Source organism: Pseudomonas sp. 10-1B (assembly GCF_000935045.1).
GTDB lineage: Bacteria > Pseudomonadota > Gammaproteobacteria > Pseudomonadales > Pseudomonadaceae > Aquipseudomonas.
In genome coordinates this window covers 37083-62231 of record NZ_JYKS01000035.1, presented here as the reverse complement: position 1 = coordinate 62231, position 25149 = coordinate 37083, and the positions used below count along the sequence as shown (strand labels likewise).

21 protein-coding genes and 1 tRNA gene are annotated in these 25149 nt (G+C 64.6%); 2 read left to right on the top strand and 20 right to left on the bottom strand.

Annotation, left to right across the window (positions count from 1 at the left end):
• Positions 1-4: 4 nt before the first annotated feature.
• The 14 genes from purF to leuC all read right to left on the bottom strand — a co-directional run bounded on the left by purF (position 5) and on the right by leuC (position 16535).
• A complete protein-coding gene (purF, locus tag TZ03_RS19395) occupies positions 5-1510 on the bottom strand; it encodes an amidophosphoribosyltransferase (RefSeq protein ID WP_051099798.1) in 1506 nt (501 codons plus the stop codon).
• Positions 1511-1552: 42 nt separating this feature from the next.
• Positions 1553-2110 (bottom strand): CvpA family protein, encoded by a 558-nt coding sequence (locus tag TZ03_RS19390; protein WP_051099797.1) that lies wholly within the window; start codon positions 2108-2110, stop codon positions 1553-1555.
• Positions 2111-2298: 188 nt separating this feature from the next.
• The gene (locus tag TZ03_RS19385; RefSeq protein WP_051099796.1) at positions 2299-2955 is read right to left on the bottom strand and encodes an SPOR domain-containing protein; all 657 of its coding nucleotides are present in this window, start codon (positions 2953-2955) and stop codon (positions 2299-2301) included.
• Positions 2939-4246, bottom strand: coding sequence for a bifunctional tetrahydrofolate synthase/dihydrofolate synthase (folC, locus tag TZ03_RS19380; RefSeq protein ID WP_051099795.1), 1308 nt, complete (start codon positions 4244-4246; stop codon positions 2939-2941). Before folC ends, TZ03_RS19385 begins: the two co-directional genes overlap by 17 nt.
• Complete coding sequence (gene accD, locus TZ03_RS19375; RefSeq protein ID WP_051099794.1) at positions 4246-5139, bottom strand: acetyl-CoA carboxylase, carboxyltransferase subunit beta; 894 nt, start codon at positions 5137-5139, stop codon at positions 4246-4248. The genes folC and accD overlap by 1 nt, the downstream gene beginning before the upstream one ends.
• A 218-nt stretch (positions 5140-5357) precedes the next feature.
• Positions 5358-5978 carry a phosphoribosylanthranilate isomerase gene (locus TZ03_RS19370; protein ID WP_051099793.1) on the bottom strand — a complete coding sequence of 207 codons (621 nt, stop codon included), beginning with the start codon at positions 5976-5978 and terminating at the stop codon, positions 5358-5360.
• 61 nt (positions 5979-6039) lie between these two features.
• Positions 6040-6900, bottom strand: a complete 861-nt coding sequence (gene truA / locus TZ03_RS19365) for a tRNA pseudouridine(38-40) synthase TruA (protein ID WP_051099792.1) — start codon at positions 6898-6900, stop codon at positions 6040-6042.
• A 256-nt stretch (positions 6901-7156) separates the two neighbouring features.
• Positions 7157-9838 (bottom strand): FimV/HubP family polar landmark protein, encoded by a 2682-nt coding sequence (locus tag TZ03_RS19360; RefSeq protein WP_051099791.1) that lies wholly within the window; start codon positions 9836-9838, stop codon positions 7157-7159.
• Between the two features lie 70 nt (positions 9839-9908).
• Complete coding sequence (locus tag TZ03_RS19355; RefSeq protein ID WP_051099790.1) at positions 9909-10913, bottom strand: aspartate-semialdehyde dehydrogenase; 1005 nt, start codon at positions 10911-10913, stop codon at positions 9909-9911.
• Positions 10914-11252: 339 nt separating this feature from the next.
• A complete protein-coding gene (gene asd / locus TZ03_RS19350) occupies positions 11253-12365 on the bottom strand; it encodes an aspartate-semialdehyde dehydrogenase (protein ID WP_003260268.1) in 1113 nt (370 codons plus the stop codon).
• Positions 12366-12428: 63 nt separating this feature from the next.
• The gene (gene leuB / locus TZ03_RS19345; protein ID WP_051099789.1) at positions 12429-13511 is read right to left on the bottom strand and encodes a 3-isopropylmalate dehydrogenase; all 1083 of its coding nucleotides are present in this window, start codon (positions 13509-13511) and stop codon (positions 12429-12431) included.
• 54 nt (positions 13512-13565) lie between these two features.
• On the bottom strand, positions 13566-14330 hold the full coding sequence (locus tag TZ03_RS19340; protein ID WP_051099788.1) for a class I SAM-dependent methyltransferase: 765 nt from the start codon (positions 14328-14330) through the stop codon (positions 13566-13568).
• 130 nt (positions 14331-14460) lie between these two features.
• Positions 14461-15105, bottom strand: a complete 645-nt coding sequence (gene leuD, locus TZ03_RS19335) for a 3-isopropylmalate dehydratase small subunit (protein WP_051099787.1) — start codon at positions 15103-15105, stop codon at positions 14461-14463.
• Positions 15102-16535: a 3-isopropylmalate dehydratase large subunit gene (leuC, locus tag TZ03_RS19330; RefSeq protein ID WP_051099786.1), complete on the bottom strand. Its 1434-nt coding sequence runs from the start codon at positions 16533-16535 to the stop codon at positions 15102-15104. Before leuC ends, leuD begins: the two co-directional genes overlap by 4 nt.
• Before the next feature lie 131 nt (positions 16536-16666).
• Between leuC and TZ03_RS19325 the strand changes: the two genes are divergently transcribed.
• Together TZ03_RS19325 and TZ03_RS19320 are read left to right on the top strand one after the other, a co-directional pair.
• Positions 16667-17545 carry a LysR family transcriptional regulator gene (locus TZ03_RS19325; RefSeq protein ID WP_051099785.1) on the top strand — a complete coding sequence of 293 codons (879 nt, stop codon included), beginning with the start codon at positions 16667-16669 and terminating at the stop codon, positions 17543-17545.
• A 61-nt stretch (positions 17546-17606) separates the two neighbouring features.
• Positions 17607-20903: a PAS domain S-box protein gene (locus tag TZ03_RS19320; protein WP_051099784.1), complete on the top strand. Its 3297-nt coding sequence runs from the start codon at positions 17607-17609 to the stop codon at positions 20901-20903.
• Between the two features lie 228 nt (positions 20904-21131).
• Here TZ03_RS19320 and TZ03_RS19315 read toward each other — a convergent pair whose 3' ends face one another.
• The 6 genes from TZ03_RS19315 to TZ03_RS19290 form a co-directional block, all read right to left on the bottom strand.
• Positions 21132-21575 (bottom strand): Hsp20 family protein, encoded by a 444-nt coding sequence (locus TZ03_RS19315; RefSeq protein WP_051099848.1) that lies wholly within the window; start codon positions 21573-21575, stop codon positions 21132-21134.
• A gap of 226 nt (positions 21576-21801) precedes the next feature.
• Complete coding sequence (locus tag TZ03_RS19310) at positions 21802-22773, bottom strand: tRNA dihydrouridine synthase (RefSeq protein WP_051099783.1); 972 nt, start codon at positions 22771-22773, stop codon at positions 21802-21804.
• Between the two features lie 51 nt (positions 22774-22824).
• On the bottom strand, positions 22825-23259 hold the full coding sequence (locus TZ03_RS19305; RefSeq protein ID WP_046617041.1) for an acyl-CoA thioesterase: 435 nt from the start codon (positions 23257-23259) through the stop codon (positions 22825-22827).
• Between the two features lie 238 nt (positions 23260-23497).
• Entirely contained in the window at positions 23498-24331 is an 834-nt protein-coding gene (locus tag TZ03_RS19300; RefSeq protein WP_051099782.1) for an alpha/beta fold hydrolase, read from the bottom strand.
• 15 nt (positions 24332-24346) lie between these two features.
• Complete coding sequence (locus TZ03_RS19295) at positions 24347-24886, bottom strand: TetR/AcrR family transcriptional regulator (RefSeq protein ID WP_051099781.1); 540 nt, start codon at positions 24884-24886, stop codon at positions 24347-24349.
• Between the two features lie 172 nt (positions 24887-25058).
• Positions 25059-25134, bottom strand: a tRNA-Glu gene (locus tag TZ03_RS19290).
• Positions 25135-25149: the final 15 nt, after the last annotated feature.

Here is a 25149-nt window from a genome sequence, read left to right as displayed (position 1 = left end):
TAAATCAGTTGTTGTAGAGGTCGATGATCGCGCTGACCGCCTGGTTCTTGACCTTGGCCAGGTCATTACGAGCCTGTTCGATGCGGTCGAGGTAGGCTTCGTCGATATCGCCGGTGACGTATTCACCGTTGAACACTGCGCAATCGAAATGCTCGATCTTGATCTTGCCGCCACCGACCGATTCGATCAGGTCCGGCAGGTCCTGGTAGACCAGCCAGTCGGCGCCGATCAACTCGGCCACCTGCTCGGTGGTACGGTTGTGGGCGATCAGTTCGTGAGCGCTCGGCATGTCGATGCCGTAGACGTTGGGGTAGCGCACCGCAGGGGCTGCGGAGCAGAAGTAGACGTTCTTGGCGCCAGCTTCGCGGGCCATCTGGATGATCTGCTTGCAAGTGGTGCCGCGCACGATCGAGTCGTCCACCAGCATCACGTTCTTGCCGCGGAACTCCAGTTCGATGGCGTTGAGCTTCTGGCGTACCGACTTCTTGCGCGCGGCCTGCCCCGGCATGATGAAGGTACGGCCAATGTAGCGGTTCTTGACGAAGCCTTCGCGGAACTTCACGCCCAGGTGGTTGGCCAGCTCCAGCGCTGCGGTACGGCTGGTGTCCGGGATCGGGATGACCACGTCGATGTCGTGGTCCGGGCGCTCGCGCTGGATTTTCTCGGCCAGCTTCTCGCCCATGCGCAGGCGCGCCTTGTACACCGACACACCGTCCATGATCGAGTCCGGGCGGGCCAGGTAGACGTGTTCGAAGATGCACGGCTGCAATTTCGGCGCTTCGGCGCACTGCTTGGTGTATAGCTGGCCTTCTTCGGTGATGTACACCGCTTCGCCCGGTGCCAGGTCGCGGATCAGGGTGAAACCGAGCACGTCCAGGGCCACGCTTTCCGAGGCGATCATGTATTCCACGCCTTCGTCGGTGTGGCGCTGGCCGAACACCACCGGGCGGATGCCGTTGGGGTCACGGAAGCCGACGATGCCGTAGCCGGTGATCATCGCCACCACGGCGTAACCGCCGACGCAGCGGCTGTGCACGTGGGAAACCGCGGCGAATACGTCTTCTTCGGTCGGCTGCAGCTTGCCGCGCACCGCCAGCTCATGGGCGAACACGTTCAGCAGCACTTCCGAGTCGGAGTTGGTGTTGACGTGGCGCAGGTCGGACTCGTAGATCTCCTTGGCCAACTGCTCGACGTTGGTCAGGTTGCCGTTGTGGGCCAGGGTGATGCCGTACGGCGAGTTGACGTAGAACGGCTGGGCCTCGGCCGAGGTCGAGCTGCCTGCAGTTGGGTAGCGCACATGGCCGATACCGATGCTGCCGACCAGGCGCTGCATGTGGCGCTGCTGGAAGACATCGCGCACCAGGCCATTATCCTTGCGCAGGAACAACCGGCCGTCATGGCTGGTCACGATACCGGCAGCGTCCTGGCCGCGGTGCTGGAGGACCGTAAGCGCGTCATACAGCGCCTGATTGACGTTCGACTTACCGACGATACCGACGATGCCACACATGCGACGCAACCCCTACTTTGACGAAACTTGAGTGAATAGCGCTCAGGGCCTGGCTGGCCCGAGCAACTGTTCCTTGAACGGAAGATCAGCCGGAGTGCTGATCGCCCCACTGGACATCCACTGGCCGGTGAAACCCAGGATCAGGTTTTTCGACCAGTCGGCGACCAATAGAAATTGTGGTATCAGGCGTGATTCCTGCCACCAGGTGTCTTGTTGAACCGGCCCCAGGCTGAGCAGCCCGATGGCCACCACCACCAGCAAGGCCCCGCGCGCGGCGCCGAAGGCCATGCCCAGGAAACGATCGGTGCCGGACAGCCCGGTCACGCGGATCAGCTCGCCGATGAGGAAGTTGAGCATGGCCCCCACCAGCAAGGTGGCGACGAAAAGAATGGCGCAGCCGGCGATGACGCGCATCGACGGCGTCTGGATATAGCTTTCAAGATACACCGAGAGCGAACCGCCGAACATCCAGGCAACCGCACCGGCAATGATCCAGATGAGCAAGGACAAGGCTTCCTTGACGAAGCCGCGCTTGAGACTGATCAGTGTGGAGACGGCGATGATCGCGATGATCGCCCAATCGACCAAGGTAAATGCCACGGTGCTGCCTGCAGACGTTTGAGGCGGCGCATTTTACCAGAGCGGTGGGGGCTTGGGTAAGCGGAATGTCAGGTGGATTGGTGTTTGCTTCATCGCCGGCAAGCCAGCTCCCACAGGGACTGTATAGGCCTCAAGCCATGTGCAGTCCCTGTGGGAGGGCGATGGGCGGCAAAGCCGCCCCGGCGATATCAACCGCGCTCAGGCTGGAACCGCACCACAAAGCCCTTGAGGCCGTTCTGGCGGTTGACCGCGTCACGCACGCGCTCGGCCTCGGCGCGTTCGATCAGCGGCCCGACGTATACCCGGTTCATGCCACCGGCCGAGCGGATATAGGCGTTGTAACCCTGGCTGCGCAGGGTTTGCTGCAGTTTTTCGGCACCGGCACGGTTGGACAAGCTGGCCAGCTGGATCGACCAGCTGACCGGCAGGCCGTTGACGTCGATCTTCGACGGCGCCGCAGGTGCGGCCGGTTTCGCCACCGGCGCAGCCGGCTTGGGCTCGACCTTGGGCGCGGGGGCCTGCGGTTTGGCCGGCTGAACCTGCGCCTGGGTCTGCGGCGACGGCGTGATCGGCTGGGTGGGCGTGCTCGCTGGCGCAGTGGACTCGTCGACCACCACCGGAGGCTGTTGCGGCTCCTGCGCAATGACCTGCGGCTCCGGCACGACGACCGGTTCCACCTTCACTTCCGGCAGGCTTGGCATGGCCGGTGCTTGCGGGGCTTCGACGTGCACCTGGCGCATCTCGTCCTCGCGGGTGAACAGCATCGGCAGGAAAATAACCGCCAGCGCCACCAGCACCAACGCACCCACCATGCGCTGTTTCATCCCTTTATCCAGCACTGCCATCTACTCCACCCTCCTGGGCGTGCCGCTCCAGCCATTCCAGTGCCTGGGCAACACAGAAAAACGAACCGAACAGCAGGACCTGGTCATCTGCCGTCGCCTGCGCGCACTGCCCTTCAAGGGCGGCGTCGACGCTGGCATAAGACTTCACCGCGGCACCGAGGTTCGTCAAGGCCGTGGCCAGCTCCGCAGCCGGACGGCTGCGCGGGGTGTCCAGCGGCGCTACGGCCCAGTCGTCGACCAGGCCCAGCAGCGGCGCGACAACACCGTCCAGGTCCTTGTCGGCGAGCAGGCCGAACACCACCAGGCGCCGCCCTGGCAGCGGCCGGGCCGCCAGGCGCCGGGCCAGGTACTGGGCCGCATGCGGGTTGTGCCCCACGTCCAGCAGCAGTTCCAGCGATTTACCCTGCCAGTTCAGCATGCGCCGGTCGAGGCGCCCGGTGATGCGGGTATCCAGTAGCGCCTGGCGAATCTGCCCAGCGTCCCAGGGCAGGCCCGTCAGCAGGTAGGCCTGCAGGGCCAGCGCGGCGTTCTCCATGGGCAGGTCGAGCAATGGCAGGTCGCACAGTTGCACACGCACACCGTCGGCAGTGGTGCCCTGCCAGCTCCAGCTCGCATCGGTGCAAGCCAGGTCGAAATCACGCCCGCGCAGGAACAACGGTGCCGCCAGCTCGCCCGCCTTGTCCAGCAAAGGCTGTGGCGGGTCGAGGTCGCCGCACACAGCCGGCTTGCCCTGGCGGAAGATGCCGGCCTTCTCGAAGGCCACCAACTCGCGGGTATCGCCCAGGTAATCGACATGGTCGACGCCAATGCTGGTCACCAGGGCCAGGTCGGCATCCACTACGTTCACGGTGTCCAGGCGGCCACCAAGACCCACTTCCAGTACCACGGCATCCAGTTGCGACTGGTAGAACAACCAGAACGCTGCCAAGGTGCCCATCTCGAAGTAGGTCAGGGAAATATCGCCCCGCGCCGCCTCGACGGCGGCGAAGGCTTCGCACAGGCGCTGGTCACTGGCCTCTTGGCCATCGATCAGCACCCGCTCGTTGTAACGCAACAGGTGCGGCGAGCTGTACACGCCGACCTTGAGCCCCTGGGCACGCAGCAGCGAGGCCACGAAGGCGCAGGTAGAGCCCTTGCCGTTGGTGCCGGTCACCGTCACCACGCGTGGCGCCAGCTTGCCCAGCGCCAACCGGGCAAGCACCTGCTGCGACCGCTCCAGGCCCATGTCGATGGCCGAGGGGTGCAACTGCTCTAGGTAGGCGAGCCATTCGCCCAGGGATCGTTGTTTCATCACGCGACGGCAGCCGCCTCACGCGCTTGCTCCGGGGTTTCCTGGCCGGTCATCTGCGCCAGCAGGCGGGCCAGACGCGGGCGCAGTTCGCCACGGGAGATGATCAGGTCGATGGCGCCGTGCTCCAGCAGGAACTCGCTGCGCTGGAAGCCTTCTGGCAACTTCTCGCGTACGGTCTGCTCGATCACCCGCGGGCCGGCGAAGCCGATCAGCGCCTTCGGCTCACCGACGATGACGTCACCGAGCATGGCCAGGCTGGCGGAAACACCACCGTAGACCGGGTCGGTCAGTACCGAGATGAACGGGATGCCTTCTTCGCGCAGGCGTGCCAGTACCGCCGAGGTCTTGGCCATCTGCATCAGCGAGATCAGCGCTTCCTGCATGCGCGCACCACCCGAGGCAGAGAAGCAGACCATCGGGCAGTGGTGTTCCAGGGCATAGTTGGCCGCGCGCACGAAGCGCTCGCCGACGATGGCACCCATGGAGCCGCCCATGAACGAGAACTCGAAGGCACTGACCACGATCGGCATGCCCATCAGGGTACCGCTCATGGAGATCAACGCGTCCTTTTCGCCGGTCTGCTTCTGCGCGGCGGTCAGGCGGTCCTTGTACTTCTTGCCATCACGGAACTTCAGGCGGTCGACCGGCTCCAGGTCGGCACCCAGCTCGGCACGGCCGTCGGCGTCGAGGAAGATGTCGATGCGCGCACGTGCGCCGATGCGCATGTGGTGGTTGCACTTGGGGCAGACATCCAGGGTCTTTTCCAGCTCCGGACGATACAGCACGGCCTCACAGGACGGGCACTTGTGCCACAGGCCTTCAGGCACCGAGCTCTTCTTCACCTCGGAACGCATGATCGAAGGGATCAGTTTGTCGACTAACCAGTTGCTCATGCTTTCTTTCTCCAGTATCGGCGGGCGGCGACCGGCGTGGCCGGCCTGCCCTGCCCTTTGAGCTCAAAATCTCTATGAAACGATGATGGAGCGGCTGCCAGGCTTGCCGCATGCCGCCCCACCGTTGATATGTCGATTGACCGCCGGATGTGCAGGCGGTCGCCCCGCAGGGCTGCGATAGCTATGGACGATGGCGCGCCGCCAGCCGTCACATCCACTCACGCCTGCTTCACCGCACGCATGAACGCCTCGATCTTCGCCGCGTCCTTGATGCCCTTGGCCTGCTCCACGCCGCCGCTGACATCCACCGCGTAAGGGCGTACCTGGGCAATGGCCTGGCCGACGTTGTCGGCTGACAAGCCGCCCGCGAGGATGATTGGCTTGCTCAAGTGTGCCGGCACCAGCGACCAGTCGAAGGCTTCACCAGTGCCCCCGGGCACGCCCGGCACGTAGGTATCCAGCAACATGCCCCGGGCACCGGCGTAAAGCTGGCAGGCCGCCTCCAGGTCGTCGCCCGGGCGCACGCGCAGGGCCTTGATCCAGGGGCGGTGGTAGCCTTCGCAGTCCTGCGGGGTTTCATCGCCGTGGAACTGTAGCAGGTCCAGCGGAACCACTTCGAGGATCTCGTTCAGCTCGCAACGCGAGGCGTTGACGAACAGCCCGACCGTGCTCACGAATGGCGGCAGCTCGGCGATGATCGCCCGTGCCTGGCGCACATCCACGGCCCGCGGGCTGTTGGCATAGAAGACGAAGCCGATGGCATCGGCACCCGCTTCGGCAGCGGCCAGTGCGTCTTCGATGCGGGTAATCCCGCAGATCTTGCTGCGAACATTGCTCATGGACAGCGAACCCTGCTTGTTACGGTGAAAGGCCGGATGTTAGCAAATGGCTTTTCGTCCGTCAGTCGGCCAACGCCTCGTAACCGGTCAAAAAGTGTGGGCCGATGTAACGCTTGGGCAAGGCGAACGCCTCGGGGTACTCCACCTGCACCAGGTAAAGCCCGTACGGGTGCGCCGTGACCCCGCCCTCGCGGCGGTTGCGCCCTTCCAGCACCTCGCGCGCCCAGGTGACAGGGCGCTCGCCAGCACCAATGGACATCAATACGCCGGCAATGTTGCGCACCATGTGGTGCAGGAAGGCCGTGGCGCGCACGTCCAGCACGATCATCTGGCCATGGCGGGTAACGCGCAGGTGGTAAATGTGCTTGATTGGCGACTTGGCCTGGCACTGGCTGGCACGGAAGGCGCTGAAATCGTGGGTACCGAGCAGGAACTGCGCGGCTTCGGCCATGCGTTCGACGTCCAGCGGTCGGTGGTTCCAGGTCACTTCCTCGGCCAGGTGCGCCGGGCGGATGGGGTCGTTGTAGATGACATAGCGGTAACGCCGGGCGCAGGCCTTGAAGCGGGCATGGAAATCCGCCGGCATCGGCCGTGACCAGACCACGCTGATGTCGTGGGGCAGGTTGAAGTTGGTGCCCATGGTCCAGGCGCGCTCGTCGCGCACGGCGCGGGTGTCGAAATGCACGACCTGCCCGCAGCCATGAACGCCGGCGTCGGTGCGCCCGGCGCAGATCACTGAAATGGGCTCGTTGGCCACCTTGGACAGCGCCTGCTCGAGGGCCTGCTGGACACTGGGCACACCGCTGGCCTGGCGCTGCCAGCCGCGGTAACGCGCGCCCTTGTATTCAACGCCCAGGGCGATGCGGGAGTAGCCTTCGGCCGCGGCTTCGGCGGCGGCGCTGTCGATGATGTCCAAGAGCATGAAACCTGTGGGGTGTACGAAATGGCGGGGATTATAACGACAACGGCAGCCATGTAGGGCTGCCATTGGATGTGTATAGCGCTCGAGGGCCTCTTCGCGGGTAAACCCGCTCCCACAGGTACAGCGCGAGCCCGAAACCTGCACAGCACCTGTGGGAGCCGGCTTGCCGGCGATGAGGCCAGCCCAGGCAATACAAGACAGTTGCTCCCACCCTGTGGGAGCGGGTTTACCCGCGAAGAGGCCGGTGCCGGCAACCTCAAACCAGGCGGGAAAGCATGTCCTCGGCCTCCTGGCGTTGGCTGTCGTCGCCATCCTTGACCACTTCATCGAGGATGTCGCGCGCGCCCTGGTGGTCGCCCATGTCGATATAGGCACGCGCCAGGTCGAGCTTGGTGGCCACTTCGTCACTGCCGGAGAAGAAGTCGAAATCCAGGTCGTCCAGCGGCTCGGGCTCTGGCTGAGCAAGCGCGTCTTCAGCCGTGAAGTGTGGCTCCAGCGACGGCGATTCGAGGCTCTGCGACAGCTTGTCCAGCTCGGCATTGACGTCGTCCAGCTCCGAAGCAAAGCTCTTGGCCGCCGGTGAATCGTCTTCCAGCGACAGCGACAGGTCGAAGTCCGACGGCAGGTCGAACTCGGAGAGCGGGTCGAACTCTGGCACGCTGTCGAAGGCAGCCAGTTCGGCGGCGACATCCAATGGCGCCTCTTGCTCCGCTGCCGGCGCCGCTGGGGCAACCGGCTCGCTGACATCAAGGTCGAAATCGGACAGGTCGACAGCGGGCTGCGGCTCGGCCTGGGCCAGCATGGCCTCGAAATCGGCGTCGGCGTCGGCTTGCAGCTCGGCATCCACGGCAAACGGTTCTTCTGGCTGGGTTTCTTCCAGCACCGGCTGGTCCAATACCGGCTCGTCCAGCACGGGCTCTTGCGCTACTGGCTCGTCCAGCAGCGGCGCCGCCAGCGGGTCTTCCTCGGGCAGGTCTTCACCCAGGCTCAGGTCGAAGGCATCGAGTTCGAGATCAGGCTCGACCTCTGCCTCAGGTTGCGCTTGCGCGACAACCTCGGGCGCCACTGCCACTTCCGGCTCAAGCTCCGCCACTGCCTCAGGTACCACGTCGGCAACCACCGGCGCCTCGGGCTGATCCTTCAGCAGTTCCTGCACGTACTGCTCATCCATCTCGGCAGCCAGCGCCGCCGCACCCAGGCCGGCAGCGGCCAGGCCAAGCATGGCCGGGTAACGTTCCTTCAGCCCGGCGACTTGCGCGCTGTTCTGTTCGCTGGCCGGCAGCTTGCGCTCCTGCTCGACGAACGCACTCTGGTCACCCTGGCGGGCGTACACGTCCATCAGTTTCAGGCGCAGGTCGTCACGCTGCGGCGCGGCCGCCACGGCGGGCTCCAACAGGTCGGCAGCGCGGTTCAGGCGGCCTTCGGCCAGGCATTGCTCGACTTCCGCCAGCAACGCGGCGTGCGGGTCGGCTTGCGGCTCGAGCGCAGGCTCGGTGACTGGCGCCAGCGGTTTTTCCGCGGCGACGGCAGCGGCGGCCGAGGCCGCGACCACGGCCGGCGACAGGGTCACGCTCGGCGCCGAGACATCGACACCATCGAGGCTTGCGCTATCGGTATCGAAGCCTGCGCCCTGCTCTTCTTCCAGCGCCCGCGCCATGCGCAGATGCTTCTCGGCTTCTTGCTGGGCCTTGCGCTTGCGCGCCAGCAGCAACAGCAGCAACGCCAGCACCAGGATGGCGGAGCCGGCGATCAACCCCAGCAACCAAGGGTTGCCGAGGATCCCGTCGAGCGCACTACGCGGCTGACTGGCTGGCGCAGCGGCTGGCACTGGCTTGGGTGCGGTATCGACGGCAGCCGGCGCTGGCGTGACCACCGGTTGGGCATTCACCGCAGGATTGGCCGGGGCGGCGGCGGCAGGTGCCGGGGCGGCAGCACCTTGGGCTTCAAGGCGGGCCAACTGGTCGTTCTTCAGCTCGATCAGACGCTGCAGCTTGTCCAGCTGGCTCTGCAGGTCGGTCATGCGGCTTCTGAGTTCTTCGTTGTCGCGGCGGCTGGTATCCAGGCTTTCCTGGGCCACGGCCAGCTTGTCGTTGAGTGCCTTGGCCTGGCCGGCACCAGCCTGGCTGCCCGGGCTGACCAGGCGCAGGTTGTCGCCCTGGCCGACACGTGCCGGGGCTGCATCGGCGGCGCCGCGACGGGTGGCGTCCAGCTGGCGGGCACGCGGGCCCAGGCGGCGGCCTTCACGCCAGGCGGCATACTGCTCGGCCACCTCGCTGTTCGCCTCGCCCTGAGGAATGTTCTGGACCTGCTGCTGGTCGGGCAGGCGCAATACCTGGCCCACCTTCAGCTGGTTGATGTTATTGCCGATGAAGGCGTCCGGGTTCAGCGCCTGAATCGCGATCATGGTCTGCTGGATCGAACCACCCTGGGTGTTGCGCGCAGCAATCTGCCACAAGGTGTCGCGACGCTGGGTGGTGTAGCTGCCGGCACCGGTCTGCGCCGGCGCGACATTGCCTGCAGCCGCCTTGTCGCCCTGGGCCTTGGTTTGGTCGAGCAGCACGCTGTAGTCACGCAGCAGGCGGCCCTGTGGCCACATCACCTGGACCAGGAACTTGACCACCGGCCCCGGTAGCGGCTGGCTGGAGGTAACCCGCAGCACGCTCCTGCCGTTGGGGTTGATCACCGGCGTGAAGGTCAGGTCTTCGAGGTACGTCGGCAACGCCACCCCGGCCTTGCTGAACTCTTCCGGCGGCGCCAGGCTTGGCGCCACTTCGGCGGCGGTGAGGTCGCGCACGTCGAGCAGTTCGATCTCGGCGTCCAGCGGCTGATTCTGTGCCGATTTGAGGGTCAGCTCCCCCAAACCCAGGGCATTCGCCATGCCCGACGACAGCGCCGATGCTGCAGCCATGGCCAGAACCAGTTTGCGAATTCGAAGCATGACCTCTTCCCTTGTGTGAATCGTCCCGAAACCTGCATGCAGAGCAGGACAGAGTGCTCGCCAGTATCTTTTACGGCATGTGTTTAATCAACAATTGCGCCACTTGCACGGCATTGAGCGCGGCGCCCTTGCGCACGTTGTCGGTGGTCAGCCAGAGGTTGAGCTGCTGGTCTTCATCAACACCGTGACGTACACGACCAACATAGACCACGTCTTGGCCGACTGCGTCACCTACCGGGGTCGGATAATCATCACCTTCCACCCGTTCAACGCTGTCGGCCGCATCGAGGGCTTGGTTGACGGCCGCCAGGTCCACCGGGCGACGGCTCTGCACGGCCACACTGAAGCTATCGCCGAAAAACACCGGGACTTGAACGCAGCTCACGGAAATCTTCAGTTCAGGCAGGCCCAGCAGCACACGCAGCTCGCTGACCAGGCGACGCTCCAGAGATGTATGGCCCTGCTCATCGGCGGCACCGACCTGGGCCAGCACGTTGAACGCCACCTGGCGGTCGAAGAAGCGCGGTTCCAGCGGCCGGGCATTGAGCAGCTCGGCGGTCTGCCGGGCCAGCTCGCTTACCGCTTCGCGGCCTTGCGCGGATACCGCCAGCGCGGCCATCACCTGCACCCGTTCGATGTCCAGCAGGCCCTTGAGCGGCGCCAGCGCGACAGCCAGGGCAACCGCGGCCGAGCACGGGCTGACAATGCGCGCAGGCAGGGCCAGGCCGGCCAGGCGTTCGGCGTTGGCCTCCGGTACCAGGGCCAGGGCGTCGTCCAGGCCGCCAGACAGGTCGATGACCGTGCAGCCGGCCTGCAGCGCCTTGCCGGCAAAGCTGCGGCTGACCGCGGCGCCAGCGGCGAAGAAGGCCAGCTTGACCTGGGCGAAGTCGAAGCTGTCGACTTCACGCACCTTGAGCTTCTTGCCGGCGAACATCACGCTGCTGCCGGCCGATTCCATGCTGGCCAGCAGGTGCAGGGTGGCGACCGGGAACGCCAGTTCTTCGAGCACCTGTACCAGGGTTTCACCGACGCTGCCGGTGGCGCCGACGACGGCGATATCGAATGTAGGGTTCATGCTGCGGGCTGCCTCAGACGAAACGGGAGCGGCACTTTACTCGCATTGCCCCGCAGAGGCCAACGCCGCTTGCTGCCCCTGCACAATCCCTTGTGGAAGAACTGTCTTGCTCAACATTTAAAGACTGGCGCGATCCCTGTGGGAGCGGCCTTGTGTCGCGAAAGGGCTGCGAAGCAGCCCCAGGATGTCGGCGTCAGCGCATGAATTGTTGGGGCCGCGTTGCGGCCCTTTCGCGACACAAGGCCGCTCCCACAGGGGTTGCGCAAATGCCGATGAATGTTCACGGCCACAAAAAACCCGCGCTGTCGCCAGCGCGGGTTTTCGCTCAAAGCGGAACGATCAACGCTCCAGCAGAATCCGCAGCATGCGGCGCAGCGGTTCGGCGGCGCCCCACAGCAGCTGGTCACCCACGGTGAACGCGCCCAGGTACTGCGAGCCCATGTTCAGCTTGCGCAGGCGGCCAACCGGAATGTTCAGAGTGCCGGTGACCTTGGTCGGGCTCAGCTCCTGCATGCTGATTTCACGCTGGTTCGGCACCAGCTTCACCCAAGGGTTGTGCTGGCTGATCATGCCTTCGATGTCGGCCAGTGGCACGTCCTTGTTCAGCTTGATGGTCAGCGCCTGGCTGTGGCAACGCATGGCGCCGATGCGCACGCAGATGCCGTCGACCGGGATCGGGCTCTTGAAGCGGCCGAGGATCTTGTTGGTCTCGGCCTGGGCCTTCCACTCTTCGCGGCTCTGGCCGTTCGGCAGTTCCTTGTCGATCCACGGGATCAGGCTGCCAGCCAGCGGCACACCGAAGTTCTCGGTCGGGAACGCTTCGCTGCGCATGGTCTCGGCAACCTTGCGGTCGATGTCGAGGATGGCGCTGGCCGGGTTGGCCAGGTCATCGGCCACTGCCGCGTGGGTAGCGCCCATCTGCTTGATCAGCTCGCGCATGTTCTGCGCGCCGGCACCCGAGGCCGCCTGGTAGGTCATGGCGCTCATCCACTCGACCAGGCCGGCTTCGAACAGGCCGCCCAGGCCCATCAGCATCAGGCTGACGGTGCAGTTGCCACCGATGTAGTTCTTGGTACCGGCGTCCAGCTGCTGATCGATGACCTTGCGGTTGACCGGGTCGAGGATGATCACCGCGTCATCCTGCATGCGCAGGGACGAGGCCGCATCGATCCAGTAGCCCTGCCAGCCGGCTTCGCGCAGCTTGGGGAATACCTCGTTGGTGTAGTCGCCGCCCTGACAGGTCAGGATCACGTCGAGGGTCTTGAGCTCTTCAATCGAATAAGCGTCCTTGAGCGGAGCTGTATCCTTGCCCACGTTCGGGCCCTGGCCACCGACATTGGAGGTGGTGAAGAACACCGGCTCGATAAGGTCGAAATCCTGCTCCTCCAGCATCCGCTGCATGAGCACGGAACCGACCATACCGCGCCAACCGATCAGACCTACACGTTTCATCGCAACTACACCTTTGCTAAAAGTGGGCCGCCAGCGGGAATTTTGGCTGGCGGGCCAGAGAGATTACAGATTCCGCAGCGCTGCGACTACTGCGTCGCCCATTTCCTGCGTACCAACTTTGCGGCAGCCTTCCGAGAAGATGTCGCCGGTGCGCAGGCCCTGGTCCAGGACCAGGCTCACGGCCTTCTCGATCGCTTCGGCGGCAGCCGACTGATTGAAGCTGTAACGCAGCATCATCGACACCGACAGGATGGTCGCCAGCGGGTTGGCGATGCCAAGGCCAGCGATGTCCGGCGCCGAGCCGTGGCACGGCTCGTACATGCCCTTGTTGTCGGCATCCAGCGACGCCGAAGGCAGCATGCCGATGGAACCGGTCAGCATGGAAGCTTCATCCGACAGAATGTCACCGAACATGTTGTCGGTCACCACCACGTCGAACTGCTTGGGTGCACGCACCAGCTGCATGGCGGCGTTGTCGACGTACATGTGGCTCAGTTCCACGTCCGGGTAGTCCTTGGCCACGTCTTCGACCACTTCACGCCACAGCTGGCTGGAGGCCAGGACGTTGGCCTTGTCCACCGAGCACAGCTTCTTGCCACGCACGCGGGCCATGTCGAAGCCGACACGGGCAATGCGGCGCACTTCGCTTTCGCTGTACGGCAGGGTGTCGTAGGCCTGGCGCTCGCCACCTTGCAACTCGCGCTGGCCACGCGGGGCACCGAAGTAGATGCCGCCGGTCAGTTCACGGACGATGAGGATGTCCAGGCCCGAGACGATTTCCGGCTTCAACGACGAGGCATCGGCCAGTTGCGGGTAGAGGATGGCCGGGCGCAGGTTGGCGAACAAGCCCAGTTGCGAACGGATTTTCAGCAGGCCGCGCTCCGGACGGATGTCGCGCTCGATCTTGTCCCACTTCGGCCCGCCCACGGCGCCCAGCAGCACAGCATCGGCCTTGCGCGCACGCTCCAGGGTCTCGTCGGCCAGCGGCACACCGTGCTTGTCGATGGCCGCGCCACCGATCACGTCGTGCTCCAGGCTGAAGCCCAGCTGGAACTTGTCGTTGGCCAGCTCCAGCACCTTGACCGCCTCGGCCATGATTTCCGGGCCGATACCGTCACCTGGGAGAATCAGAATCTGCTTGCTCATGCTTTCCTCTATCCATTCACGCGGCGCGACCAAGCGGGCCACACCGAAAAATTCTTAACGCTCGGCCCACAACACCAGCACATCGGTGCTGAACGAGCCATCGGCTTCGATCTGGTAATACTGCCGTACTTCTTCGCCCATGGCTTGCTGCAATTGGCGGATGGCCACGCGCATCGGCTCGGGCGTACGCATGCGCTCGACCCAGCTGGTGAACTCCAGGCGCAGCGGCTGGCGGGTATGGCTGCGCACATGCAGGCCGGCCTCGCTGACCTGGCGCTGCCATTCGGCGGCGGAGTAGTCGCGCACGTGGCTGGTGTCGCGCAGCACCTCGACCGTTTGCAGGTAGGTGTCGAGCAACGGGCTGCCCGGCGACATGACGTCGACGAAGGCCGCCACGCCACCTGGCTTGAGCACCCGGCGCACCTCGCGCAGGGCCAGGCCCAGGTCGCTCCAGTGGTGCGCCGAGTAGCGGCTGAAGACGAAATCGAACGAGGCATCGGCGAACGGCAGCCGTTCGGCGGCGCCGCGTTCGGTAGTGATATTGGCCAGACCGCGCTCGGCGGCGGCGCTGGCGACCACGTCGAGCATCGCTTGCGACAGGTCGTAGGCGACCACTTCGGCGACCAGCGGGGCGACGTGGAAGCTGACATGCCCGGCACCGCAGCCCAGGTCCAGCACGCGGGCATCGCCCTGCCCCGCCAGCGCGGCCTGCAGCAGGGCGAATTCACTGCCCTGGGCGTGTACGGCGCTGCTGAGGTAGGCGCTGGCCTGTTCGCCGAACTGGCGCTGGACCACGTCGGTGTGCTGGGTGCTGGTCATGGGTCAATCCTTTTGGTTTTTTGTTGCCTGTGCTGGCCTATTCGCGGGCAAGCCCGCTCCTACAACGATCGCGTAACCCTTGTGGGAGCGGGCGAGCCCGCGAAGAGGCCGGCACTGTCACCTACAGACTTCAGGCATCACGGAACAGCCAAGGCTGCCCGGCGCGGTGCTTGCCTTCGAAGGCCTTGATCGCATCGCTGTCCTGCAGGGTCAGGCCGATATCGTCCAGGCCGTTGAGCAGGCAATGCTTGCGGAACGCATCGATCTCGAAGTGCAGCACTTTGCCATCCGGGCGGGTCACCGCTTGCGCTTGCAAGTCGATGGTCAGCTGGTAACCCGGGTTGGCTTCGACCTGCTTGAACAGCTCATCGACTTCCTCGTCGCTGAGGATGATCGGCAGCAAGCCATTCTTGAAGCTGTTATTGAAGAAAATGTCGGCAAAGCTCGGCGCGATCACGCTGCGGAAGCCGTACTCGTCCAGCGCCCACGGGGCATGCTCACGGCTGGAGCCGCAACCGAAGTTCTCCCGCGCCAGCAACACGCTGGCACCCTGGTAACGCGCGTGGTTGAGCACGAAGTCTTCGTTCAACGGGCGCTTGCTGTTGTCCTGGTAGGGCTGGCCCACGTCCAGGTAACGCCACTCATCGAACAGGTTGGGGCCGAAACCGGTGCGCTTGATCGACTTCAGGAACTGCTTGGGGATGATCTGGTCGGTGTCGACGTTGGCACGGTCCAATGGCGCGACGAGGCCAGTGTGCTGGGTAAAGGCTTTCATGCTGCGCTCCCTTGGATCAACTCGCGGACATCGATGAAGTGGCCGGTCACCGCGGCCGCGGCGGCCATGGCCGGGCTGACCAGGTGGGTACGGCCACCGGCGCCCTGGCGGCCTTCGAAGTTGCGGTTGGAGGTGGACGCGCAGTGCTCGCCGCTCTCCAGGCGATCCGGGTTCATCGCCAGGCACATCGAGCAACCTGGCTCACGCCATTCGAAACCGGCTTCGAGGAAGATCTTGTCCAGGCCTTCACGCTCGGCCTGGGCTTTCACAAGGCCCGAACCTGGCACGACGATGGCTTGCTTGACGGAAGCGGCCACCTTGCGGCCCTTGGCGATCTCCGCCGCGGCGCGCAGGTCTTCGATACGCGAGTTGGTGCACGAGCCAATGAACACTCGGTCCAGCTTGATATCGGTAATCGCCTGGTTGGCGGTCAGGCCCATGTATTTCAAAGCGCGTTCGATCGAGCCACGCTTGACCAGGTCGGTTTCGGCGGCCGGGTCCGGTACATGTTGGTCGACGGCCAGGACCATTTCGGGCGAGGTACCCCAGCTGACCTGCGGCTTGATCTGGCTGGCATCCAGTTCAACCACGGTGTCGAAGACGGCATCGTCATCGGAAACCAGGTCTTTCCACGCTTCGACAGCACGCTCCCATTGTTCGCCTTTCGGCGCGTAGGGGCGGCCTTCGACGTAGGCAATGGTGGTGGCGTCGGTGGCCACCAGGCCCACGCGGGCACCGGCTTCGATGGACATGTTGCAGATGGTCATGCGGCCTTCCATCGACAACTCGCGGATGGCACTGCCGGCGAATTCCATGGCATGGCCATTGCCACCGGCGGTGCCGATCTTGCCGATCACGGCCAGGACGATGTCCTTGGCGGTAACGCCGGCCGGCAGTTGGCCTTCCACGCGCACCAGCATGTTCTTCATCTTCTTGGCGACCAGGCACTGGGTGGCGAGCACGTGCTCGACCTCGGAGGTGCCGATGCCATGGGCCAAGGCACCGAAGGCGCCGTGGGTGGAGGTGTGCGAGTCGCCGCAGACCACGGTCATGCCGGGCAAGGTGGCACCCTGCTCCGGGCTGATGACGTGGACGATGCCCTGGCGCTCGTCATTCATCTTGAATTCGACGATGCCATATTCGTCACAGTTCTCGTCGAGGGTCTGCACCTGCAAGCGCGACACCTGGTCGACGATGGCCTCGATACCGCCCTTGCGTTCTGGCGTGGTCGGCACGTTGTGGTCCGGCGTGGCGATGTTGGCGTCGATGCGCCAAGGCTTGCGGTTGGCCAGGCGCAGGCCTTCGAAGGCCTGGGGCGACGTCACTTCATGGATGATGTGGCGATCGATGTAGATCAAGGAAGAGCCGTCATCGCGGCGCTTGACCTCATGGGCTTCCCAGAGTTTGTCGTAGAGCGTTTTGCCAGCCATCAGACTGTTCCTCATCAGCGTCTTTCTATGCCAAAGACCCCTTGGCTTGTACGGACGATGCTATGGGGTTAGATTGAATAACTCAAATTCATAATTTTTATCCTTTGGATAACCAAAAGGAATTCTACCCTGTGGATCTGGCCAACCTTAGCGCCTTCATCGCCATCGCCGAATCCGGCAGTTTTTCCGGGGCTGCCGAACGCCTGTTCCTGACTCAGCCGGCCATCAGCAAACGCATCGCCGGGTTGGAGCAGCAACTGGATGTGCGCCTGTTCGACCGCCTGGGCCGCGAGGTGACCCTGACCGAAGCCGGGCGCGCCCTGCTGCCACGGGCATATCAGATACTCAACGTCCTCGATGATACCCGGCGCGCGCTGACCAATTTGTCCGGGGAAGTGAGCGGTCGCCTGACCCTGGCCACCAGCCATCACATCGGCCTGCACCGCCTGCCCCCGCTTTTGCGGGCCTTTACCCGGCAGTACCCGGCCGTGGCGCTGGATATTCAGTTTCTGGATTCAGAACAAGCCTACGACGAGATTCTGCATGGTCGCGCCGAGATCGCCGTGATCACCCTGGCGCCCGAGCCACACCACCTAGTCAAGGCCGTGCCGGTGTGGGACGACGCCCTGGACTTCGTGGCCGCCCCCGAGCACCCACTGGCCAACGACCATGCGGTCAGCCTGGCCGACGTCGCCCGCCACCCGGCGGTGTTCCCCGGCGGCAACACCTTTACCCACCACATTGTCCAGCGCCTGTTCGAAAGCCAGGGCCTGACGCCGAACATCGCCATGAGCACCAACTACATGGAAACCATCAAGATGATGGTGTCCATCGGCCTGGCCTGGAGCGTGCTGCCGCGCACCATGCTCGACGAACAGGTTGCACCCATCGCCTTGCCCGGCATACAGCTGTCGCGCCAGCTAGGCTACATTCTGCACACGGAGCGTACGCTATCGAACGCGGCCAGGGCATTCATGGCCCTGCTCGACAGCCACGCAGGGCCCGCCTGACCGGCCGTCAGCCCGGCACTTCCACCCCATGGACGCGTCATACGCCAAAGGTCTGGTACCGATGCCCAAATCAGCAAACCGCTTTTTGCGCCTGCCGCGCATACCTGCGGCCGATCCCCAGGAATCGGAACAGGCCTGGCAAAACGCCCCGCAACTGCTGGCCGCGCTCAACGGCGCGCGCCTGGGTGCCTGGCTCTGGGATATCGAAAGCGGCCGGGTCAGTTGGTCACGGGGTACCCAGGCCTTGTTCGGCTTCGACCCGCAGCGCCCGCTACCCGCCGATATCGACTACCTCGACCTGCTGCCCGAGGAAGACCGCGCACGCACGCGCCAGGTGTTCCAGGCGGTGTTCAACGGCGAGCCGGTGGAACAGGCCATGCGCCACCGTATCCGCTGGCCGGATGGCAGCCTGCACTGGCTGGAGATCAACGGCAGCCTGACCCACGACCTGCATGGCCGGCCGCAGATGATCGGGGTGATCCGCGAGATCACCCGCCAGCGCGAGCGGGAAACGGCGCTGATCAACTCGGAAAAGCGCTTCGCCACCCTGTTCCACCTCAGCCCCAACGCCATTTTGCTGACCCGTCGCCACGACGGCATGATCTTCGAGGTCAACCAGCATTTCGAAGACACGTTCGGCTGGCCCGGCAGCCAGGTGATCGGCAAGACCAGCCTGGAGCTGGGCCTGTGGGTAAATCCCGAACAGCGCCACCAAGTGCTCGAATCGACCCGTGCCAACAGCGGCCCGCTGATCATGGAGGTGCAGTTCCGCGCCACCAGCGGCAAAGTGCATGACGGCATTCTCTGCACCCAGGGCATCGAGCTGGAGGGCGTGACCTTCCTCATCAGTACCTTCGTCGACACCACCGAACGCAAGCGCGCCGAGCTGGCCCTGAAGGACAGCCAGGAGCGCCTGGACCTGGCCCTGGACTCGGCGCAGCTGGGTACCTGGGACTGGCATATTCCCAGCGGCATGCTCTACGGCTCGGCCCGCGCCGCGCAGTTGCACGGCCTGCCGCCCATCCCTTTTCACGAATCGTTCGACGCGTTTTTCGAGGGGGTACCGGAGCAAGAGCGCAATGTGATGCGCCAGGCCTATCGCAGCCTGCGCGAAGGGCCCGCCGGCAACTACCAGATCACCTACCGGGTGCAGCTGGAAAACGGCATCTCCCGCTACATCGAAAGCCGCGCACGGCTGTACCGCGACGAGCAGGGCAACCCGCTGCGCATGGCCGGCACCTTGCTCGACATCACCGACCAGGTGGAGCGCGAACAGCGCCTGAGCGCCTCGGAAGAGAAGTTCGCCAGCCTGTTCCAGGTCAGCCCCGACCCGATCTGTGTCACCCGCCAGGACAGCGGCCAGTTCATCGAGATCAACCCGGCGTTCACCCAGACCTTCGGCTGGAACACCGACCAGGTGATCGGCCGCACCGCCGAGGAAATCGGCCTGTGGGCCGAGTCCATCGAGCGTGCGCAACGCATCGAGCGGGTGATCCGCGAACAGGCCCTGAGCAACGTCGCGGTAGTGGTCAACCACCGCAACGGCGCGCCCTTGACCTGCGTGATTTCCAGCCGCCTGATCACTGTCGACGACCAGCCGTGCAGTGTCACCACCCTGCGCGACATCACCCAGCAGCAGCGGGCCGAGGCGGCGCTCAAGTCCAGCGAGGAAAAGTTCGCCAAGGCCTTCCACTCCAGCCCCGACGCCATCACCATCACCGAACGCCACAGCGGCCGCTATCTGGAAATCAACGACGGCTTCTGCCGCCTGACCGGCTACAGCGCCGTCGAAGTACTCGGCCACACGGTCTACGAGATCGGCATCTGGGCCGACGACAAGCAGCGCGCTGCGCTGCTGGCCGAGCTGCGCGAACGCGGCCGGGTGCACCACCGGGAGATGCTCGGGCGCAACAAGCGTGGCGATATCCTTACCGTGGAAGTGTCGGTGGAGCCGATCACCCTCAACGAAGTGGAGTGCCTGCTGCTGACTGCCCGTGATGTCAGCCAACTGAAGAACGCCCAGGCGCAGATTCGCCACCTGGCCTATCACGACCCGCTGACCAACCTGCCCAACCGCGCCCTGCTGATGGACCGCCTGAGCCAGCAGATTGCCCTGCTCAAGCGCCACAACCTGCGCGGCGCCCTGCTGTTCCTCGACCTCGACCACTTCAAGCACATCAACGACTCGCTGGGCCACCCGGTGGGCGACACGGTGCTGAAGATCATCACTGCGCGCCTGGAAGCCAGCGTGCGCCTGGAAGACACCGTGGCGCGCCTGGGGGGTGACGAATTCGTGGTCCTGCTCAGCGGCCTGGAGGGCAGCCGCGAGCAGGTCGAAGAAAAGGTCCGCGAGCTGGCCGATACCCTGCGCGAACTGCTGGCCGAGCCGATGTCGCTGGATGGCCAGCGCCTGCAAGTGACGCCCAGCATCGGCGTGGCGCTGATCCCTGACCATGGTGCGACTCCGGCCGATTTGCTCAAGCGTGCCGATATCGCCCTGTACCGGGCCAAGGACTCCGGGCGCAACACCACCCAGCTGTTCCACACCACCATGCAAAAGGCCGCCAGCGAGCGCCTGCGCATGGAAAACGACCTGCGCCTGGCCCTGGCCCGCGGCGAACTGGCACTGCACTTCCAGCCCCAGGTGGATGCCCGTGACAACCGCATCGTCGGCGCCGAAGTGCTGCTGCGCTGGCACCACCCGCAACTGGGTCAGCAGCCGCCTGGGCAGTTCATTCAGGTGCTGGAAGAAAGCGGCCTGATCCTTGAAGTTGGCAGCTGGATCCTCGACGAAGCCTGCGATGCGTGCGCACGCATGCTGACCGACGGGTTGATCGACGCCGATGATTTCAGCCTGTGCGTGAACATCAGCCCCCGGCAGTTCCGCCAGAACGACTTTGTCGGGCGGGTGCTGCGCAGCCTGGATGACTACCGCCTGCCGCGGCAGATGCTGAAACTGGAGATCACTGAAGGCATCGTCATCCAGAACCTGGAAGACACCATCAGCAAGATGCGCGAGCTGAAGCGCTACGGGGTGAGTTTTGCCATGGATGACTTCGGCACCGGCTACTCCTCGCTAACCTATCTCAAGCGCCTGCCGGTGGATGCACTGAAGATCGACCAGACCTTCGTGCGCGATGCACCGGTAGACCCCAACGACGCGGAAATCGTCCGTGCCATCGTCGCCATGGCCCGCAGCCTGGACCTGGCGGTGATCGCCGAAGGGGTGGAACTGAGCGAGCAGCTGGAATTCCTCGAACGGTTGGGCTGCCACCTGTACCAAGGGTATCTGCACAGCCGGCCGTTACCGTTGCCGGAGTTTCGGCAGATGTTGCTGGAGGCGCCGGCGGATTATTAACCGCAAACTTGACGCGGTTGTGGGAGCGGCCTTGTGTCGCGAAAGGGTCGCGCAGCGGCCCCAGGATCTCTGCTCCAGCTCAAATCGCCGGGGCTGCTGCGCAGCCCTTTCGCGACACAAGGCCGCTCCCACCTCGACCGCATAGGCCCCAAGCCCTGTGCAGCACCTGACTGTGCAAGCGGCCGCAAAAAAGGGCACCCGAAGGTGCCCTTATTCACATCTGCGCGATCAGTTCAGCGCTGGCTTGTCGCCATTGATCGGGATGCGCTTGGCCTTGGCTTCTTCAGGCACGATGCGCAGCAGGTCGATGCTGAGCAGGCCATTGGCCAGGCCGGCGGCCTTGACTTCGATATGGTCGGCCAGGCGGAACGACAGCTTGAAGGCGCGTTGCGCGATCCCCTGGTGCAGGTAAGTCACTTCAGCGGCGCCATTGTCGCGCTTGCCACCGGTCACGGTCAGGACGCCTTTTTCGACTTGCAGGTCGAGGTCCTGCTCCTGGAAACCGGCTGCGGCAACCACGATGCGGTAGTGGTCATCGCCATGTTTTTCCACGTTGTAGGGCGGGTAGCTGCTACCGGCCTCGTTACGCGCCGCGGACTCGAACAGGTCGTTGAAACGGTCGAAACCAACGGAATGGCGGAACAGTGGAGCGAGAGAGAAAGCAGTGGTCATGGTCATGAACTCCTGAAATTCAGCAAGTAAGTCATTACGCGACCCGACTTCGGCATCGCGTACTCAAGAGATATGGCCGAGGGAAATGCTTTCAAGGGGGCAAGCAGAAAAATCTGGATTCTTGCATTGGGTTTGATGGCCTCTTCGCGGGCAAGCCCGCTCCTACAAAGAGTTGTGCCGGTTGCGCAACCGGTGTAGGAGCGGGCTTGCCCGCGAAAGGGCCAGATCAGGCAACACAAGCCTCGAAGGCAGCCACCTCAACCCCAAGCAACCGGCTGATGCGCGCGCAATCATCCTCCCGGCGCAACTCGGCGAACAGCACCACCGCCTCGGGGTAACTGCGGGTCAGCATCGCCAGCCACTGCTTCATCCGCCCCGGCGCATAGCGCGGCGACAGCTTGGCCTGGGCCTGGCGCCAGAACTCGCGCAGCAATGGCAGCAGATCATCCCAGCTCATTGGCTGGTACTCGCGCCCGTCACGCGCCGCGGCAATCTGCAGGCCCAGGTCAGGGCGCGAAACCAAGCCGCGCCCCAGCATGATGTCTTCAGCACCACTGACCTCACGGCAACGCCGCCAGTCGTCCACGGTCCAGATCTCGCCATTGGCGAACACCGGCACCTTGACCACATCCTGCACCCGCGCCACCCACTCCCAGTGCGCCGGCGGCTTGTAGCCCTCGACCTTGGTCCGCGCATGCACCACCAAATGCGCCGAACCGCCTTCGGCCAACGCCGTAGCGCACTCCAGCGCGCCATCGGGGCTGTCGAAGCCCAGGCGCATCTTCGCCGTTACCGGGATATCCGCCGGCACCGCGCGGCGTACTTCACGCACAATGGCGTGCAACAATTCCGGCTCCTTGAGCAGCACCGCACCACCGCGCGACTTGTTCACGGTCTTGGCCGGGCAACCGAAGTTCAGGTCGATCACCGGCGCCCCCAGCTCGCAGGCCAGCGCGGCGTTTTCCGCTAGGCACACCGGGTCCGAGCCCAGCAGTTGCACGCGCATGGGCACCCCGGCAGCCGTACGCGCCCCCTGGCGCAGCTCGGGCGCCAGCTTGTCGAACGAAGAAGGCGGTAGCAGGCGGTCGCACACGCGAATGAACTCGGTGACGCACCAGTCGATACCGCCCACGCGGGTCAGCACGTCGCGCAGAATGTTGTCGACCAGCCCCTCCATGGGGGCCAGGGCAATTTGCATGTCGGGGTCTCGGCGGAAAAAGCCGGCAGTCTAACAAAGATTGCCGGTGTTTCAGGCGCCGATCAGCGCCGGGCCGTAACCATCGAGGAATTCGGCCGGCATGCGCCGGGGTTTGCCGCTGGACAGCTCGATGCAGGCAAAGGTGGTCTGGGCACGCAGCAGGGTCACGCCGTCACGCGGGCGCTTGAGCTGGAAGCGCCGGGTCATGCGCAGGCGCTGGTCCCAGTCGATGATCCAGGTGGCCAGTTGCAGTTCATCGTCCTCGTAGGCGGCGGCCAGGTAGTCGATTTCGTGGCGCACCACGGCCATGGCGCGGTCCAGCCGGCGGTATTCGGCCAGGTCCAGGCCCAGGCGCTGGGAATGGCGCCAGGCGCAGCGCTCCAGCCAAGTGACGTAGACCGCGTTGTTGGCATGGCCGAGGCCATCGATGTCCTCGCTGCCGACGCGCAGGTCGATGACGAAGGGTGTTGCCAGGTCCCAGCTCATGTTCGCTTCCTTGGCGCAAAAGTGGATTTAGCAGCGACCTGCGGGGGAATGTCCAGCCCTTCTGTGGTTGACACGATTATCGTTGATGGCCTGACGCGGTCGTTGTGGGAGCGGCCTTGTGTCGCGATGGGGCGCGTAGCGGCCCCAGGATCTGAGCCCCAGCATGGATGGCCGGGGCTGCTGCGCAGCCCATCGCGACACAAGGCCGCTCCCACAACGACCGCGTCGGGCCTGTCATTCAGGCGCTTTGCCGCTCTGGCGCAGCAGCCCGGGCCAGCAATTCGAGCACCGCTTCACTCACGCACGGGTCAGCCAGCACCCGCTGGTGTCCGCCCTCCTCCAGCAGCAACAGCCGGCTGTCGAACCAGGCCTTGTGGATGACCTGGGCTTCGTCGGCGGCCACCAGGGCATCATCGGCTGCATGCACCACCAACCCCGGCACCTCCAACTGGTAACCGGTCACATCCAGCCGCGCGATCTGCATGCCCACATCCCGCTCCACCTGGCGAATGAACGCCGCCCGCGCCCGCGCCGGCAGCCCCAGGCGATGGGCGAAGCCACGCAGCACGCCAAGCAACCGCGCCGGGGCAGCAATGCTCACCGCCGCCTCCGTGCGCAAGCCCATCTGCAAGGCCAGCAGCACACTGGCACCGCCCATGGAATGGCCAATTACCGCGCGTAGCGGTGGCAGTTCAGCGGCGGCCTCCAGCAGCGCCCGGGCAAACAGCACCACATTCGCCTGTTCGCCAGGCGAACGGCCATGCCCCGGTCCTTCCAGCGACACGACCGTGTGCCCGGCCTGGACCAAGCTGTCGATCAAGGCGGCAAACTGGGTCGGCCGCCCTTCCCAGCCGTGCATCAGCAGCACGGTCGGCCCCTGGCCCCAGCGCAAGGCCGACAAGCCGAAGCGCAGGGTAATGCGCTCGGCGCTGGCCAGGGCGGGCAGTTCCCAATCCCGGGGCGGCAAGTTGCGTGGGGTCATGAAGGCACGGCGCATCCTGCCCGCGACGTGCTCGGGGGCCAGGCGGCCCAGGGTGCCATTGACACCACGAATCCAGCTCAGGGTAGTCATCGCCATGCTCCAGGGTCAAAGCACCGCCGATTTGGCGGCACGCAGAATGCGGTCAGACAGTTCGCTGGTGCCCAGGGCACGAGCCAGGGCCAGGCCACCGACCATCAGGGCCAGGTCAGCCAGGGCCTTGTCGGCGTCCTCGGGGCGGTCGACCATGGCAGCGGTCATCAACTCGATGTGCTCGGCCAGCACCTCGCGGAAGGCCTCCGGCAGGCGCTGCATCTCGCCCAGCGAGTTGGGCAGCGGGCAGGCATGTACTTCGGCATCACGGTGCTTGCGCGAAAGGTAAAAGGCACTGGCCAATGCCCGCCGCCCGGCACCGTCGAGGTTGGGGTCGATCTGCGCGAACAAGGCGCGGCGCTCACCCAGCAGTTGGCGGAACGCTTCGAGCATCAACTCATCCTTGCTGTCGAAGTGGGCATAGAAGCCGCCGACGGTCAGGCCTGCCGCCCCCATGACCTGGCTGACGCTCGGCTCAGCCGGGCCGTGCTGGATCAACGCACTTCGTGCAGCTTCCAGGATGCGTTCGCGGGTTCTGCTCTTCCTGTCGCTCATTAGATCACTCACCGGGCAAATATTATGATCGAAATATTATTCTCATAATATTTTTAAGCAAGCAGAATCTGCAGCCGCTCGTCGGTCGCGAATTTTTTTGGAGGGGAGAAAAACAAAAGGCCCATTCAATAAGCGAATGAGCCTTTAAAGTCCCGCAAAACGCGGGTAAACGTGGCGTCCCCTAGGGGACTCGAACCCCTGTTACCGCCGTGAAAGGGCGGTGTCCTAGGCCACTAGACGAAGGGGACGTAACCTTCGCGAAG

What these genes read in the sequence shown, in the direction of transcription:
- TZ03_RS19315 (WP_051099848.1), bottom strand. Translation starts at nt 21,575, where the DNA reads ATGACCACTGCTTTCTCTCTCGCTCCACTGTTCCGCCATTCCGTTGGT.
- TZ03_RS19310 (WP_051099783.1), bottom strand. Translation starts at nt 22,773, where the DNA reads ATGCAAATTGCCCTGGCCCCCATGGAGGGGCTGGTCGACAACATTCTG.
- TZ03_RS19320 (WP_051099784.1), top strand. Translation starts at nt 17,607, where the DNA reads ATGCCCAAATCAGCAAACCGCTTTTTGCGCCTGCCGCGCATACCTGCG.
- folC (WP_051099795.1), bottom strand. Translation starts at nt 4,246, where the DNA reads ATGAAACAACGATCCCTGGGCGAATGGCTCGCCTACCTAGAGCAGTTG.
- TZ03_RS19355 (WP_051099790.1), bottom strand. Translation starts at nt 10,913, where the DNA reads ATGAACCCTACATTCGATATCGCCGTCGTCGGCGCCACCGGCAGCGTC.
- TZ03_RS19305 (WP_046617041.1), bottom strand. Translation starts at nt 23,259, where the DNA reads ATGAGCTGGGACCTGGCAACACCCTTCGTCATCGACCTGCGCGTCGGC.
- TZ03_RS19370 (WP_051099793.1), bottom strand. Translation starts at nt 5,978, where the DNA reads ATGAGCAATGTTCGCAGCAAGATCTGCGGGATTACCCGCATCGAAGAC.
- truA (WP_051099792.1), bottom strand. Translation starts at nt 6,900, where the DNA reads ATGCTCTTGGACATCATCGACAGCGCCGCCGCCGAAGCCGCGGCCGAA.
- leuD (WP_051099787.1), bottom strand. Translation starts at nt 15,105, where the DNA reads ATGAAAGCCTTTACCCAGCACACTGGCCTCGTCGCGCCATTGGACCGT.
- TZ03_RS19360 (WP_051099791.1), bottom strand. Translation starts at nt 9,838, where the DNA reads ATGCTTCGAATTCGCAAACTGGTTCTGGCCATGGCTGCAGCATCGGCG.
- leuC (WP_051099786.1), bottom strand. Translation starts at nt 16,535, where the DNA reads ATGGCTGGCAAAACGCTCTACGACAAACTCTGGGAAGCCCATGAGGTC.
- leuB (WP_051099789.1), bottom strand. Translation starts at nt 13,511, where the DNA reads ATGAGCAAGCAGATTCTGATTCTCCCAGGTGACGGTATCGGCCCGGAA.
- TZ03_RS19295 (WP_051099781.1), bottom strand. Translation starts at nt 24,886, where the DNA reads ATGAGCGACAGGAAGAGCAGAACCCGCGAACGCATCCTGGAAGCTGCA.
- TZ03_RS19385 (WP_051099796.1), bottom strand. Translation starts at nt 2,955, where the DNA reads ATGGCAGTGCTGGATAAAGGGATGAAACAGCGCATGGTGGGTGCGTTG.
- accD (WP_051099794.1), bottom strand. Translation starts at nt 5,139, where the DNA reads ATGAGCAACTGGTTAGTCGACAAACTGATCCCTTCGATCATGCGTTCC.
- TZ03_RS19300 (WP_051099782.1), bottom strand. Translation starts at nt 24,331, where the DNA reads ATGACTACCCTGAGCTGGATTCGTGGTGTCAATGGCACCCTGGGCCGC.
- asd (WP_003260268.1), bottom strand. Translation starts at nt 12,365, where the DNA reads ATGAAACGTGTAGGTCTGATCGGTTGGCGCGGTATGGTCGGTTCCGTG.
- TZ03_RS19340 (WP_051099788.1), bottom strand. Translation starts at nt 14,330, where the DNA reads ATGACCAGCACCCAGCACACCGACGTGGTCCAGCGCCAGTTCGGCGAA.
- purF (WP_051099798.1), bottom strand. Translation starts at nt 1,510, where the DNA reads ATGTGTGGCATCGTCGGTATCGTCGGTAAGTCGAACGTCAATCAGGCG.